This window comes from Nonomuraea basaltis (genome assembly GCF_005893125.1).
GTDB lineage: Bacteria > Actinomycetota > Actinomycetes > Streptosporangiales > Streptosporangiaceae > Nonomuraea > Nonomuraea basaltis.
This window is the reverse complement of sequence record NZ_VCJS01000020.1, coordinates 18,563-32,108: the sequence shown is the minus strand read 5'-3', so window position 1 is coordinate 32,108 and position 13,546 is coordinate 18,563. Positions and strand designations below refer to the sequence as shown.

Genomic DNA, 13,546 nt, shown 5'->3' with positions numbered 1-13,546 from the left:
AAGCTACCGTTCTGCCGGTTTCAGGGTGAAACGGAGTCCGCATGCGAGCAGGGCGGGCGACCGGTAGGCGGCGTCGGCGAGCCCGGCGAGCCGCACCGCGAGGGGGCGGCGCATGATGAGGCCCTGCGCGACGGCGGGCAGCGCCAGTATGGCCGCCGGGGCGAGCGTCTGCGCGGGCGTGAACCGAGGCGGCCGGGTGATGGTCGGCACGCTCCAGGCACTACCCTTCCTTGGTGTCGTGACACGTGTGGGGGGATCTTTGAGCGCTTGTTGTGGTCCGAGCAGGGACGCCGCCCCCGGGCCCTACCAGGAGCCCGCCGAGATCATGGTGCGGCGGCGGACGCCGCCGCGCGGGATGGCGCGCGTTCCCGGCGGCACGTTCCTCATGGGCGGCGACGACCCCGACGGCCGGCCCGAGGACGGCGAGGGGCCGGTCCGGGAGGTGCGGCTGGACCCGTTCGTGATCGATCCGGCGTGCGTGACGAACGCGCAGTTCGCCACGTTCGTCAAGGAGACCGGATATGTCACCGAGGCCGAGCGGATCGGCTGGTCGTTCGTGTTCGCGCGGTTCGCCACGGGCGGCGTGATGGACGCCACCGTGCCGGGGGCGCCCTGGTGGGCAGGCGTGGAGGGGGCCACGTGGCGCTCGCCGGAGGGTCCAGGATCGGCGATCGGCGACCGGCAGAACCACCCGGTCGTGCACGTGTCGTGGAACGACGCCACCGCGTACGCCGCGTGGGCCGGCAAGCGGCTGCCCACCGAGGCGGAGTGGGAGATGGCGGCCCGCGGCGGGCTGGAGCGCAAGCGGTACCCGTGGGGCGACGAGCTGGCTCCCAAGGGGCGGCAGCGGTGCAACATCTGGCAGGGCCGCTTCCCGGCCGCGCCGAGCAAGGGCACGATGCCGGTCAAGTCGTTCCAGCCGAACGGATACGGCCTGTACAACGTGGCCGGCAACGTGTGGGAGTGGACCGCCGACTGGTGGGGCACGACGTGGGAGCCGTACGCCGACAACCCGGCCGGGCCCGCGGAGGGCACGGCGAAGGTGATCCGCGGCGGCTCATACCTGTGCCACGACTCCTACTGCAACCGCTACCGGGTGGCCGCCCGCACCTCCAACACACCGGACTCCTCGACCGGGCACACCGGTTTCCGCTGCGCGGCAATACTCTGATCGCATGTCACGAACCCTGCGACTGCTGATCACCGGCGGCGGCACCGGTGGTCACACCTATCCGGCCCTGACGACCCTGTCGGCCGTCCAGCGACGTCAGGTGCCGCACGACGTGCTCTGGGTGGGCACGGCCAACGGCCTGGAGGCCAGGATCACGGCCGAGCACGGCATCCCGTTCAAGGCGATCACCACGGGGAAGCTGCGCCGCCGCCCGAACCTCAAGGAGCTCGGCACCAACATCGCCGACGTGTTCCGCATCCCCGTGGGGGTGTGCCAGGCGATCGTGCACGCCGCCCGCTACCTGCCCGACGTGGTGCTGTCGACCGGGGGTTACGTGGCGGTGCCCATCGGGGTGGCGGCCAAGCTGATCCGGCGGCCGCTGGTCATGCACGAGCAGACGACCGTGGTGGGGCTGGCGAACCGGATCCTGGCCAGGCTGGCGACCAGGATCGCACTGTCGCACGAGTCGTCGCTCGCCTACCTGCCCGCGTCGGCCAGGAAGAAGGCCGTGGTGACGGGCAACCCGATCAGGCCGGAGCTGCTGCAGGGGAACCGGGCGGCGGCGTACGACCTGTTCGGGCTGACGTTCGAGGTGCCGCTGATCTACGTGACCGGCGGCGCGCAGGGCAGCAAGCAGATCAACACGCTGATCGCGGAGATCCTGCCGCGGCTGCTGCCGCACGCGCAGGTCGTGCACCAGTGCGGGCCGGCCTGGATCGACCAGATGCGGGCCGTCGAAGTGCCCGCCGACCTGGCCGACCGCTACCATCCGGTGCCGTACGTGGGCGGGGAGCTGGCCGACCTGTTCGCGGCGGCCGACGTGGTGATCGCGCGCAGCGGGGCCGGCACCGTGTCGGAGCTGACCGCCATCGGCAAGCCCGCCGTGCTGATCCCGCTGATCCCTACCGGCGGCGACGAGCAGCGCAAGAACGCGGCCTACCTGGCCGAGGCGGGTGCGGCCCGCGCGCTGCTGGAGCCGCGTCCGTCGGCCGAGCAGCTGCTGGCCGAGCTGATGCCGCTGCTGGCCGATCCGGGGCTGCGGGCGGCGATGGCGCAGGCCGCGGCGAAGCTGGGCCGCGTGGACGCCGCCGACGCCCTGTGCGACGTGCTCCTGGAGGCCGCCCGCGGCGGGGCTCAGGCTTCGTCGCCGGGCTCTTTCGGCGGCGCCGGGTCCAGATAGCGGAAGACCTCGTGGGCGGAGCTCACGCTCCGCCTCAGCGCCTGCTCCAGCAGATCGGCGTCCGCGGCCAGCCGCTCCAGCTCCGGTACGGCGAACCCGTCGGCCCCGGTCTCGGCCACCAGCTCCTCATACTGGTGCAGCCGGCTGCGCAGCTCCTCGATCTGGTGGTGGGCGCGGTAGGCGCGCTCGGCCTCGGTGACGTTGGCCGCGTAACGTTCCAGCGCCTCGACCCGGGCGACCACGGCGGCCTCGCTGCTGTCGAGCGCCCTCCCCAGCGGCGCGGCCACGGCCTCCACCTCGGGCGTGAGCCCCCGCGAGACGGTCTCCCTGTGCTTGTCCCGCAGCGCCGACAGCTTGGCCAGCAGGCGGGCGATCTCCCACTCCTGGGCGGGCAGCATCACGGCGTTGCGCGCGTCGTCGAGCAGGCCCTCCGCGTTGACCCGGGAGCCGGTCACGGTGGCGATCGCCCGCTGGGCGCGGGTGAGCAGCCTCCTGGAGGACTCGTCGAGGTCGTCGGTGAGCACGAAGCGGCCTTCGTACCAGCGCAGCTGCTCGTAGATGTCGCGCTCGAAGTCCTCCACCTCGTCCTCGTCCGGCAGGTCGTTGCGGACGAACAGCACGATCATGAGGGGGATGCCGAAGAGCACGAGCATCAGCAGCCCGAGCCCTCTGCCCGAGGAGCCTAAACCGAGCAGCAGCCCGAAGAAGGCCACGGTGGCGAAGCCGGCCACCATCCGCCAGTTCCTGCCTGAGAGGGGCCGCCGCGCCTGGGGCACCCAGCCCTGGCGCATCTTGATGAGCACCCGCCGGCTTTCTCTCAGCAGCTGCGCATCGTCCGGCGGCACTCCGGGGTCTACCACCACATCCGCCACGAAATCGGATACTAAGCGAAGTCACCCCCTAAGGTGGCGAAAAGCCTCGTGTGCTGAACTGACGCTGTCGCGTAGCGCCTGCTCAAGGCGGCCGGCGTCGTCCGACAATCGGCCGAGCTCCGGTACGGCGGATCCGCCGGCGCCCGACTCGGCGAGGAGCTCCTCGTAGCGCGGGAGCCTGGCGCTGAGGCGCTCGATCTGGTGCCTGGCGCGGTAGGCGCGCTCGGCGTCGGCGACGTGCCCGGCGTAACGTTCCAGCGCCTCGACGCGGGCGAGCACGGCCCGGTTGCTGCTGTCGAGCGCCTGGGCGAGCGGCTCGGCCACGGCGGCCACCTCAGGGGTGACGCCCTCGGCGACGACCTCCTGATGCTCGGCGCGCAGCTCGGACAGCTTGGCCAGCAGCCTGGCGATCTCCCATTCCTGGACGGGCAGCATCACGGCGTTGCGCGCGTCGTCCAGGAGGCCCTCGGCGTTGACGCCGGACTCCATGACCTGCTCGACGGCCGCCTGGGCGCGGGTCATGAGGGTGCGGGCGGGCTCGTCGAGGTGCTCGCGCAGGACGTACCGGCCGTGGTACTCGCGGCTCTTGTCGTAGACGTCGCGTTCGAGCGCGTGGCGCCGCTCCACCTCGGCGTCGGGCCTGGGCCTGAGGAGGATGGCGACGATCAGCAGCGCGGCGCCGGTCATGATCACGACGAAGGGGGTGTAGCGTCCGGCGCGGAAGAGGTCGAGGCCGTACACGATGGCCGCCACGGCCGTCACGGTGGCCGCCGCCCTGGTCACCAGGCCGACGGCAGGACGGGGACGCTTGTGCTCGGGGGCCCAGCCGAGGTGGATGCGTGCGAGGAGCCTGTGGTTGTCACGTAAGAGCGCCGCGACGTCGTCGGGCACCTCCGGATCGACTATCACTTTCGCATGACGACCGGGCACGTTACTGATCCTATGTGCCGGTCTGTCCGAGTGTCAGCCTTCCAGGTAGCGGAACGCCTCGTGCGCGGACCTGACGCTGCGCCGTAACGTGCGCTCCAGCATGTCAGCGTCCTCGGCCAGCCGCTCGATCTCGGGGACGGCCAGCGAGTCGGCCCCCGACTCGGCCAGCAGCTCCTCGTAGCGCGGCAGCCGGGAGCGCAGCTCCTCGATCTGGCCGCGGGCGTGGTAGGCGCGCTCGGCCTCGGCGACGTGCCCGGCGTAACGTTCCAGCGCCTCGACCCGGGCGACGACGGCGGCCTCGCTGTTGGCCAGGGCCCGTTCGAGCGGCTCGACGACCGCGGCGACCTCCGGCGCGATGCCCCTGGCCAGCAGCTCCTTGTGCTCGCCGCGCAGCGCGGACAGCTTGGCGAGCAGGCGGGCGATCTCCCACTCCTGCGCGGGCAGCATCAAGGCGTTGCGCGCGTCGTCGAGCAGGCCCTCGGCGTTGACGTGGGACCGCAGCACCGAGCCGATGGCCCGCTGCGCCCTGGTCAGCACGACCCTGGCCTCCTGGTCGAAGTCCTCGGCCAGGAGGTAGCGGCCGTCGTACCAGCGGGCCTGCTCGTACACGTGGCGCTCGTGCGGCCGGTCGTCCTCGGGCACCTCGCTCATGGAGGCGATCTTGACGAGGACGATGAAGACGTACGTGCCGAGCAGCACGAACCCGGCCGCCGCGAACGGCGAGGCGAGCAGCACGGCCATGAGAGCGATCACCACGGGGGTGGCGGCCAGCAGCAGGGCGCTGGAGGGGCTTCTGCGGCGCGGCAGGAGCACGGCGGCGGCAGGGGGCACCCACCCGGCTCTGATCCTCGACAGCAGCGGGGCATTGGCACGTAGCAACCCGGCGACCTCCGGGGATACTCCCGGATCGACGACCACACCCACGCTCTGTCCTGGCACCCTGGCGCCCCCAACGCTCGTGATGTTCGGATATTACGTAACATTCCGCCGGAGTGTCAGCCTCCGAAAGGTCAGGACCGGGAACCACCAGTTGCGCTCACCAAGCACTTCCATGGCCGCAGGCACCAGAACCAGCCGCACAACAGTGGCGTCCACCAGCACCGCAGCGGCCAGTCCCACGCCCATGATGCGCAGCGCGCGATCGTCGAACGTGCCGAAAGCGGCGAACACGCAGAACATGATCGTAGCCGCGGCGGTGATGACCCCGGCGGTCACGGCGAGCCCGTCCGCGACCGCGCGGCCATTGTCCGCACGGTAGTGCGCTCCTGCCCCGCCGCGTGATACCGCCTCCGCAGCAGGCCGGGTACGGCCAGCGCGGCAGCCACGCAGGCGACCGGGATGGCGGGCAGGACGTAGCGGTGGTCGAAGTCCAGCGCGGCCACCGGCGCGACGAGCAGGAACACCGCGAACGACCACGGCAGCAGCACCGGGCGCGGGCGCGCCACCACGCCCGCCCCGCCCACCAGGAGCAGGACGCCGAAGAGGGTGCCGTGGAGGAACCACGGGTACGGGTAGGCGGCCAGAATCGAGGCGTAGGGCTCGACGGAGCTCATGCCCCGGATGTCCGTGTCGAACTCCCGCCGGACCTTGCCGATGAGGGCGTGTTCCTCCGGGAGCCGCCATGAGCCTCGCGGGAAGTTCGTGGCCGGGCTCACCCGCGCGGGATGGGCGACGGGCTGCCAGGTGAAGGCGAGCGAGACGTCCTTGGCGACCTCGCGCAGGTAGTCGAGAGGCTGGGCGGCGATGGCCCTGAGCGCGAAGGACCGGGCCAGGTCGTTGTGGGTGAACCGGTCGCCGGGCAGGCGGTTGAGCGACGCTCGTGGGTCCCAGACGTACTCGGAGGCGGCGTCGAGTACCGTGCCGTTCGGGCAGAGCGCGGCCTGTTCCCGGGGCGGCTCGATGGTCGAGCAGTCGGCGAACGTCATGGTGCGGGCCCACAGGGCGACGCCGTCCGAACCGCTCAGCGCGAACCTGCCGTGGTGCTGGGCGTACCAGCCGGCGTAGGCCAGCAGCGGCAACGCGCCCGCCACCGCCAGGGCCACGGCCTGCCGCCACGAGGCGCGGCGCGACAGCAGGTAAAGCGCGGCCAGGCCGATCAGGGGCACGGCAGCGGTCCGGGTCAGGCCCGCCAGCGCGAGAAGCAGTCCGGCCGCCACGGCCGCCCGCGTGGACACCTCGCGCCGCCACATGAGCAGGAGCAGGGCGGCCATGATGAGGAAGATGACCAGCATGTCCGACAGCACGGCGTGCTCGAGGCGGACGAACGCCGGGTCGAACAGCACCGGCGCCGCCGCCAGTCCGGCGCCCCAGCCGGGCAACGACCGGCGGCGCAGCAGCACGTAGATCAGCAAGCCGACGCCCAGCCCCATCGCGTGCTGCACGCCCGCGATCAGCTCCACGCTGCGGAACGGCCGCAGGGCCCACAGGAACCAGGAGTAGCCCGCTGGGTGGAAGGCCCCTGCCGGCCGCAGGTGCACGGCCGTGTCCAGGTACGTGAACGAGTCGTACCAATAGAGCTGCGCCGTGTCGTAACCGAGCATGACCAGGACACGCAGTGCGGCGGCGAGCAGAAGCATGACCGCGAACAGGCGATGATCGCGCGCCGGGGCGGTGGCGCGAGGTTCGAGGCGCGGTCGTGCGAGCGTGGACGCCATGACTTCCCCCTGGGAGGGCCGGGCGGATCCCGGCCTGCGGGGCGTCAGTCCAGCGGGTGGCCGATAACCTGAACGTCACGGATTGTGGTTATGCCCGCGTTATACCGATCGCGCGAGACTGCCAGGCATTTACGATCTTTTGGGGGCGTGGTGCGGGTTTTGGTCGCCGAGGACGAGCGGATGCTCGCCGACTCGATCGCGGAGGGCCTGCGCGGCGAGGCGCTGGCCGTCGACGTCGCCTACGACGGGGACGCGGCGCTGGAGCGGCTGGACGTGCACGACTACGACGTGCTGATCCTCGACAGGGACCTGCCGGTGGTGCACGGCGACGAGGTGTGCAAGGCCGTGGTCGAGCGGGGCCGGCTGGTGCGGGTGCTCATGCTGACCGCGGCCGCCGACGTGCGATCCAGAGTGGCGGGGCTGTCGCTCGGGGCCGACGACTACCTGCCGAAGCCGTTCGCGTTCGAGGAGCTGGTGGCCAGGGTGCACGCGCTCGGCCGCCGCGCCAGGGCGGCGGATCCGCCGATGCTGGAGCGGGCGGGCGTGCGGCTGGACTGGGCGCACCGGCAGGTCTTCCGCGACGGCCGATACGTGCCGCTGGCGCGCAAGGAGTTCGGCGTGCTGGCCGAGTTATTACGTGCCCAGGGTGCGGTGGTCTCGGCGGAGACCCTGCTGGAGAAGGTGTGGGACGAGCACATCGACCCGTTCACGAACACGGTGCGCACGACGATGATGAAGTTGCGCAAGAAGCTCGGCGAGCCCCAGGTCATCGAGACCGTGCCGGGATCGGGGTACCGCATCCCATGAGCGTCCGCCTCCGTTTCGCCCTGGCCTCCGCCGGGGTGTTCCTGGTGCTCGGCGGCCTGGTCCTGGCAGGGGTCTATTTCGTCGTGCGGTCGACCCTCGAATACCGCGCCGACATCCTCACCCCCGACTACATCACCGTCCACAACCGCGGGGTCTTCTACCGGTACGAGGACCACTACGAGGTCGCGCGGGCGCGGGCGCTGCAGGTCCGCGCCTTCTACCAGCGCGACACCCTCACCGACGTCCGCAACGTCGGCGCATTGATCGTGGCGGCGGGCGCGATAGGGGCCCTGGGGCTGGGGTGGCGGGCCTCCGGGTGGGTGTTGCGGCCGGTCAAGAGCGTCACCGAGACCGCCCGCCGGGTGGCCCAGAGCCACGACCTCACCGAGCGCATCGGCCACCAGGGCCCGCGCGACGAAGTCAAGGAGTTGGCCGACATCTTCGACACGATGCTCGGCCGGCTGGCCCGCTCGTTCGACGGCCAGCGCCGCTTCGTCGCCAACGCCTCGCACGAGCTGCGCACCCCGCTCACGATCAACCGGACGCTGGTGGACGTGGCGGTGCGCAGACCGGACGCCACCGAGGACGTCAAGCGCCTGGGCGAGTCGCTGCTGCTGGTCAACGCCCGCCACGAGCGCCTCATCGACGGCCTGCTGGCGCTCACCGAGGGCGAGCAGGCGGTGCTGGACCGGCGGCCGTTCGACCTCAGGGATGTGGCCGAGCACGTGCTGGACCAGGCAGCGGAAGAGGCTGACGGGCGCGAATTGACCACGCACCGGCTGCTGGACTCCGCCCCGACGGCGGGCGAGGCGGTGCTGGTCGAGCGCCTGGTGCAGAACCTGGTGGAGAACGCGATCAGGCACAACCACCCCGGGGGCGAGGTGTGGGTGACGACGCGGTGGCGGGCCGAGCAGGTGGAGCTGGTCGTGGCCAACACGGGGCTGCAGGTCCCGCCTTACGAGATCGAGACGATCTTCGAGCCGTTCCGGCGGCTGCACGGCGACCGGCTGCGCTCGGACCGGGGCAGTGGGCTGGGCCTGTCGATCGTCCGGGTGATCGCCGAGGCCCACGGAGGCACGGTCACGGCCAGGCCCAGGGACGAGGGCGGGCTGACGATCATCGTGGAGCTGCCGGTGGATCCGTCCGCTCTCTGACCTGGGTGCTCTGGTGGATGTCCCAGAGCGCCGTCTCCGGAATGCCTGCCTTGACGAGCTGCTCCCAGGCCGCCCGGCGGTCGGCCGGGTCGGCGAGCATGGCGTGCAGGAGCGGCCGCAGCTCGGCGTGGTCGGCGCCGCTCTCCGCCCACATCGCCCCGGCCGCCCGGTACATGGCCGGCGACCTGACCCCCACCGTCCGCAGCAGCTCCTCCAGGATCCCCACCCGATCGCGGTACGGCAGGGTCCGCCCCTCCCCCAGCGCGCGCAGCAGCAGGTCGAGCAGCCGCCGGTGGCGCGGGCCGTGGCCGGTGGCGACGGCGGCGACGACGTCGCCCAGGCCGGAGCCCTCCGTGCCGCCGAGCACCACGTCCTCCCTGCCTCCCTCGACCACCCGCTGCGCCGACAGTGCGGTGACCAGGCCGCTCCAGCCCTCCTCCCCGAGCTGGCCCTTCCACAGGTGGGTGAGCGAGAACCAGCGCTCCAGGTAGTCGGGGCCAGGGAGGATGGTGGAGACGGCGACCGGTTGCTCGGATGCGGCGACGATGAGCAGGGTGAGGTTCGCCGAGTACGCGGCCAGGCGGCGGGCGAGCGTGTGGCGTACCGGCCGGAAGCCGGTGAAGTGGCGGCGGCCGCGCTCGTGCAGGGAGCGCCGCAGCAGCCCCGACAGCAGCTCCGCGCAGCGGGCACGCACCGTGCCCGGCAGCTCGTCCAGCAGCTCCAGGATGAACCCGACCGTCGGCCCGCGCTCGGCCAGGCACGAATGGGACGTGACGGCGTACAGCAGGTCGTCGTCCACGCTCTGCACCAGGGCGAGCGGCTCGTCGCCGGCCTGGCGGCGCCTCCGGTCCAGGTCGCGCAGGGCGTACATGGTCAGCCAGGCCACCAGGAACTCGCCGAACGTGGCATGCAGGAACGCGTGGCCGTTCTTGCGCACGAAGAAGAACCGCTCGGTGGCCTTGCGCGCCCAGTCGACGCGACCGTCCTCGCCGCCGAGGTCGCCGAGGTCGTCCTCGCCGCCGTGGCAGAGTGCGGGCAGGTCCCTGTTGAGCATCTCGTCGGTGATGACCTGGCGGCCGCGGGCCAGCATGGACAGCGCCACCGTGCCGAGCATGACCAGCTCCTGGTCGATGAGCACGCGCCGGGCCCCGCCGGTCTCCCGCTCGGTGAAGTCCCTGAGCAGGACCTCGTAGAGGCGGGAGCGCTTGAGCGGTCCCGGCGTGCCGCGCTGGAGGGCGTTGCCGCCGGCGTCGTAGAGCGCCAGCAGGAGCAGCAGGAGCGGCTGCCTGGCCATCTCGCCGTGGGCGAGCGCGGCCTCGGCGGGCAGGGGCTTCAGGTCGCGCCGGGCCAGCAGGGCGCGGTTGGCCTGGTCCCAGATGTCCAGCCACTGGCGTACCTGGTCGTCCTCGAACGGCTGGAGCTCCAGCGCCAGCAGCCCTTCGGGGAACCTGATCCGGTCGGCCACCACCGTGCGGCTGGTCACGATCACCGCGACGGGCCGCCCGAGACCGGCCTCCCGGCGCTGGAACTCCTGGAGCTGCGCGAGGTAGTCATAGCGGTTGACGCCGCCCTGCACCAGCTCGTCGAAGCCGTCGAAGAGGATCACCGGCTGCGCCCCGTCGGCGGCCCTCACCAGCTCGCCGTACTCCACCTCCTCGTCCAGGACCGCGCCGATGGCCTGCTCGATCTGCTCGGTGACGCTCGCCCGCGGCGTCACGCCCTGCAGCTCCACCCTGATCGGCAGGAACTCCGACCGGGCCAGCCGGGCGGCCAGCACCTCGGTCAGCTTGGTCTTGCCCGACCCGGGCTCGCCGAGCACGAGCAGGGGCGCCTGGGTGGCGCGCAGCGAGGTGAGGTGCCCCACGAGGAACGCCTCGGTGTCGGGCAGCAGCCGCTGCTCCTCCCACCAGCCGCGCAGCGCGGGCGCGGCCTCGCGGGTCAGCTCCGCGACCCGGCAGCGGGGGGTGAGGTAACCCTCGCCGAGCAGCGGCAGGTAGACGTCCTCGGGCAGCTTGCCGGCCAGCAGGAGCGGCTGGTCGAGGGCGTTCGCGGCCATCCTGGCCAGATGGATCACCGGCCGGTCGCCCACCCGGGGCGGCGCCAGCTCGGCCAGCAGCCACGCCACCCGCGACAGCGCGGTGGCCGGCTGCGGCCGCTCCGTGACGAGGCTGCGCACCCCGAACTCGTGGCTGTCCAGCGACAGCGACCGGTAGTCCTCGTCGTAGATGCGCAGCGCGTGCGCGGGCGGCCCCTCGGCGAGCATCCGGGGCAGCAGGAGCTGGTCGTCCACGGTCAGCTCCTCCCAGATGGCCAGGCCGCCGGCGTATCCGGCCACGGCCTCGGACATGCGCACGTAGGCACGTTCCACGGCCTTGCGGGTCTCGGCGTACGGCAGGTGCGGCTCGGGCGTCGGCAGCGGTTCGAGGAGCAGCTCCGCCATCAGCCGGGCGAAGCGCTCGGGGGTCGGCACGCCGCGGGAGATCTGGTCGGTCCGGTCGAGCCGCTCCAGCGTGAACGGCAGCTTGGCATCACCGAGCGCCTCGAAGTAGGCGGCGACGACGATCACGGCGTGCGCGGCGGCCAGGCGCTGGGTGCGGGTGTGCCGGTCGACGCCGCCGCGCAGCTCGGGCATGCGGCCCACGATGTCCTCGCCGTAGCGGACGATGGCGTCGCGCATGCCCGCCAGCCCCGCCGTCAGCTGCCCGCCACCGGCCAGCGCCCAGCCGGTGCGCTCCGCGGCCGAGGCGAACCCGACCACCTTGGCGAGCCTGCCGTCCTTGTATCCGAGAATCCGCAGGGCGTCGGCGTAGCTAGGAGTCTCGATCATGGCCTTCTCCCGGGACTGGGCTGTCCCATCATGCGCCGTCTGCCGCGATCACACAGGCTCCTCGTCATTTTCCTTGTACGGCCTCCGCGATCTCCGGGAGCGCGGCCGGGTCCTCGATGGTGGACGGAGTGGTGTACGGGTTTCCGTCGGCGATGTCCCGCATCGTGGCGCGCAGGATCTTGCCGGAGCGGGTCTTCGGCAGCCTGGAGACCACCACGGCGCGGCGGAAGGCCGCGACGGGGCCGATGCGCTCGCGGACCAGGGCGGCCAGCTCGCGCTCCAGCTCCCCGGGGTCGCGTTCCGCGCCCGCCTTGAGCACCACGAAACCGACCGGGAGCTGGCCCTTCAGCTCGTCGGCCACGCCGATCACAGCGCACTCGGCGACGTCGGGGTGGGAGGCGAGGATCTCCTCCATCGAGCCGGTCGAGAGCCGGTGCCCGGCCACGTTGATCACGTCGTCGATGCGGCCCATGACGTAGAGGTAGCCGTCGGCGTCCAGGTGGCCGCCGTCGCCCGTCAGGTAGTGGCCGGGGTAGCGCTCCAGGTAGGAGCGGGCGAAGCGGGCCTCGTCGCGGTAGAGGGTGGGCAGCGCGCCTGGCGGCAGCGGCAGCTTGACGGTGACCGCGCCCTCGACTCCCGGCGGGCAGTCCTTGCCGTCGGCGTCGAGGATGCGCACGTCCCAGCCGGGCACGGGCTTGGTGGGCGAGCCGGGCTTGAGCGGCAGCGGCTCGATGCCGACGCAGTCGGCGGCGATGGGCCAGCCGGTCTCGGTCTGCCACCAGTGGTCGATGACGGGGATGCCGAGCAGGTCGGACGCCCAGTGGTAGGTGTCGGGGTCGAGGCGCTCGCCGGCCAGGAACAGGTAACGCAGTCCGGACAGGTCCCACTTTCTCGCGAAATTTCCGGATGGGTCCTCTTTTTTGATGGCTCTGATCGCGGTCGGTGCGGTGAACAGCGTCCGCACGCCGTGCGCCGACACCACCCGCCAGAACGCACCGGGGTCGGGGGTGCCGACCGGTTTGCCCTCGTACAGCACGGTCGTGCAGCCGGCCAGCAGCGGCGCGTACACGATGTAGGAGTGGCCGACCACCCAGCCCACGTCGGAGGCCGCCCAGTAGACCTCGCCGGGCGCGGCGCCGTACACGTTGGACATGCTCCAGTGCAGCGCGACGGCGTGCCCGCCGTTGTCGCGGACGACGCCCTTGGGCGAGCCGGTCGTGCCGGAGGTGTAGAGGATGTAGAGCGGGTCGGTGGCCGCCACGCTCACGCACGCGACCGGTCCGGCGCCGCGTACGGCCTGCGCCCAGTCCAGGTCGCGCCCCTCGGTGAGCCGCGCGACGCTCTGCGGCCGCTGGAGGATCACGCACCGATCTGGCCGGTGCCCGGCCTCCTCCAGCGCGGCGTCCAGCAGCGGCTTGTACTCGACCACCCTTGTGGGCTCGATCCCGCAGGACGCCGACAGCACCACCTTGGGCCGGGCGTGGTCGATCCGCACGGCCAGCTCTCTGGCCGCGAACCCGCCGAACACCACCGAGTGCACGGCACCCAGCCGCGCGCACGCCAGCATCGCGACCACCGCCTCCGGCACCATCGGCATGTAGATCACCACGGTGTCCCCGGCCCGCACGCCGAGGTCCCGCAGCATGCCCGCGGTCCGCGCCACCTCGTCGAGCAGCTCGGCGTACGTGTACGTGCGTACGGTGCCGGTGACCGGGCTGTCGTAGATCAGCGCCGCCTGCCCGCCGCGCCCGGCCGCCACATGCCGGTCGAGCGCGTTGTGACAGGTGTTGAGCCACCCGTCGGGGAACCACCGGCCGTCGCCGGCCACGGTGGCGGGCGCCACGTCCCAGTCGATGCCGCGGGCCGCCTCGGCCCAGAATTCGTCAGGCTGCTGGATGCTCCGCCGGTAAGCCTCGCCATAACTGCCCACTTATCGATCAGACCAGTCACC

The 13,546-nt window shown here is 72.1% G+C and carries 12 protein-coding genes; 4 read left to right on the top strand and 8 right to left on the bottom strand.

The annotated features are described in order from the left end of the window. Positions 1–3 precede the first annotated feature (3 nt). Entirely contained in the window at positions 4–210 is a 207-nt protein-coding gene (locus tag EJK15_RS12190) for a hypothetical protein (RefSeq protein ID WP_138710498.1), read from the bottom strand. A 115-nt stretch (positions 211–325) separates the two neighbouring features. Between EJK15_RS12190 and EJK15_RS12185 the strand changes: the two genes are divergently transcribed. Together EJK15_RS12185 and EJK15_RS12180 are read left to right on the top strand one after the other, a co-directional pair. Beyond that, on the top strand, positions 326–1,171 hold the full coding sequence (locus EJK15_RS12185) for a formylglycine-generating enzyme family protein (RefSeq protein WP_240776924.1): 846 nt from the start codon (positions 326–328) through the stop codon (positions 1,169–1,171). Positions 1,172–1,175: 4 nt separating this feature from the next. Next, on the top strand, positions 1,176–2,351 hold the full coding sequence (locus EJK15_RS12180) for a UDP-N-acetylglucosamine--N-acetylmuramyl-(pentapeptide) pyrophosphoryl-undecaprenol N-acetylglucosamine transferase (RefSeq protein WP_138710497.1): 1,176 nt from the start codon (positions 1,176–1,178) through the stop codon (positions 2,349–2,351). Here EJK15_RS12180 and EJK15_RS12175 read toward each other — a convergent pair. The 5 genes from EJK15_RS12175 to EJK15_RS12155 are packed head-to-tail and all read right to left on the bottom strand — an operon-like array spanning position 2,306 to position 6,807. Continuing rightward, on the bottom strand, positions 2,306–3,223 hold the full coding sequence (locus EJK15_RS12175) for a hypothetical protein (protein WP_240776923.1): 918 nt from the start codon (positions 3,221–3,223) through the stop codon (positions 2,306–2,308). The two genes, EJK15_RS12180 and EJK15_RS12175, sit on opposite strands and share 46 nt — an antisense overlap. Before the next feature lie 21 nt (positions 3,224–3,244). Then, positions 3,245–4,132 carry a hypothetical protein gene (locus tag EJK15_RS12170; RefSeq protein WP_138710496.1) on the bottom strand — a complete coding sequence of 296 codons (888 nt, stop codon included), beginning with the start codon at positions 4,130–4,132 and terminating at the stop codon, positions 3,245–3,247. Between the two features lie 54 nt (positions 4,133–4,186). Next, complete coding sequence (locus EJK15_RS12165) at positions 4,187–5,077, bottom strand: hypothetical protein (protein WP_240776922.1); 891 nt, start codon at positions 5,075–5,077, stop codon at positions 4,187–4,189. 48 nt (positions 5,078–5,125) lie between these two features. Further along, positions 5,126–5,368, bottom strand: coding sequence for an MMPL family transporter (locus EJK15_RS12160; protein ID WP_206060805.1), 243 nt, complete (start codon positions 5,366–5,368; stop codon positions 5,126–5,128). Next, positions 5,365–6,807, bottom strand: coding sequence for a hypothetical protein (locus EJK15_RS12155; protein ID WP_138710495.1), 1,443 nt, complete (start codon positions 6,805–6,807; stop codon positions 5,365–5,367). Before EJK15_RS12155 ends, EJK15_RS12160 begins: the two co-directional genes overlap by 4 nt. 150 nt (positions 6,808–6,957) lie before the next feature. Between EJK15_RS12155 and EJK15_RS12150 the strand changes: the two genes are divergently transcribed. Both EJK15_RS12150 and EJK15_RS12145 read left to right on the top strand, forming a co-directional pair. Further along, a complete protein-coding gene (locus EJK15_RS12150) occupies positions 6,958–7,614 on the top strand; it encodes a response regulator transcription factor (RefSeq protein WP_138710557.1) in 657 nt (218 codons plus the stop codon). Next, positions 7,611–8,768 (top strand): sensor histidine kinase, encoded by a 1,158-nt coding sequence (locus EJK15_RS12145; RefSeq protein ID WP_138710494.1) that lies wholly within the window; start codon positions 7,611–7,613, stop codon positions 8,766–8,768. The genes EJK15_RS12150 and EJK15_RS12145 overlap by 4 nt, the downstream gene beginning before the upstream one ends. Here EJK15_RS12145 and EJK15_RS12140 read toward each other — a convergent pair. Then, a complete protein-coding gene (locus tag EJK15_RS12140) occupies positions 8,731–11,595 on the bottom strand; it encodes an NACHT domain-containing protein (protein ID WP_138710493.1) in 2,865 nt (954 codons plus the stop codon). The two genes, EJK15_RS12145 and EJK15_RS12140, sit on opposite strands and share 38 nt — an antisense overlap. Positions 11,596–11,659: 64 nt before the next feature. After that, positions 11,660–13,525: a propionyl-CoA synthetase gene (locus EJK15_RS12135; RefSeq protein ID WP_138710492.1), complete on the bottom strand. Its 1,866-nt coding sequence runs from the start codon at positions 13,523–13,525 to the stop codon at positions 11,660–11,662. Positions 13,526–13,546 lie beyond the last annotated feature (21 nt).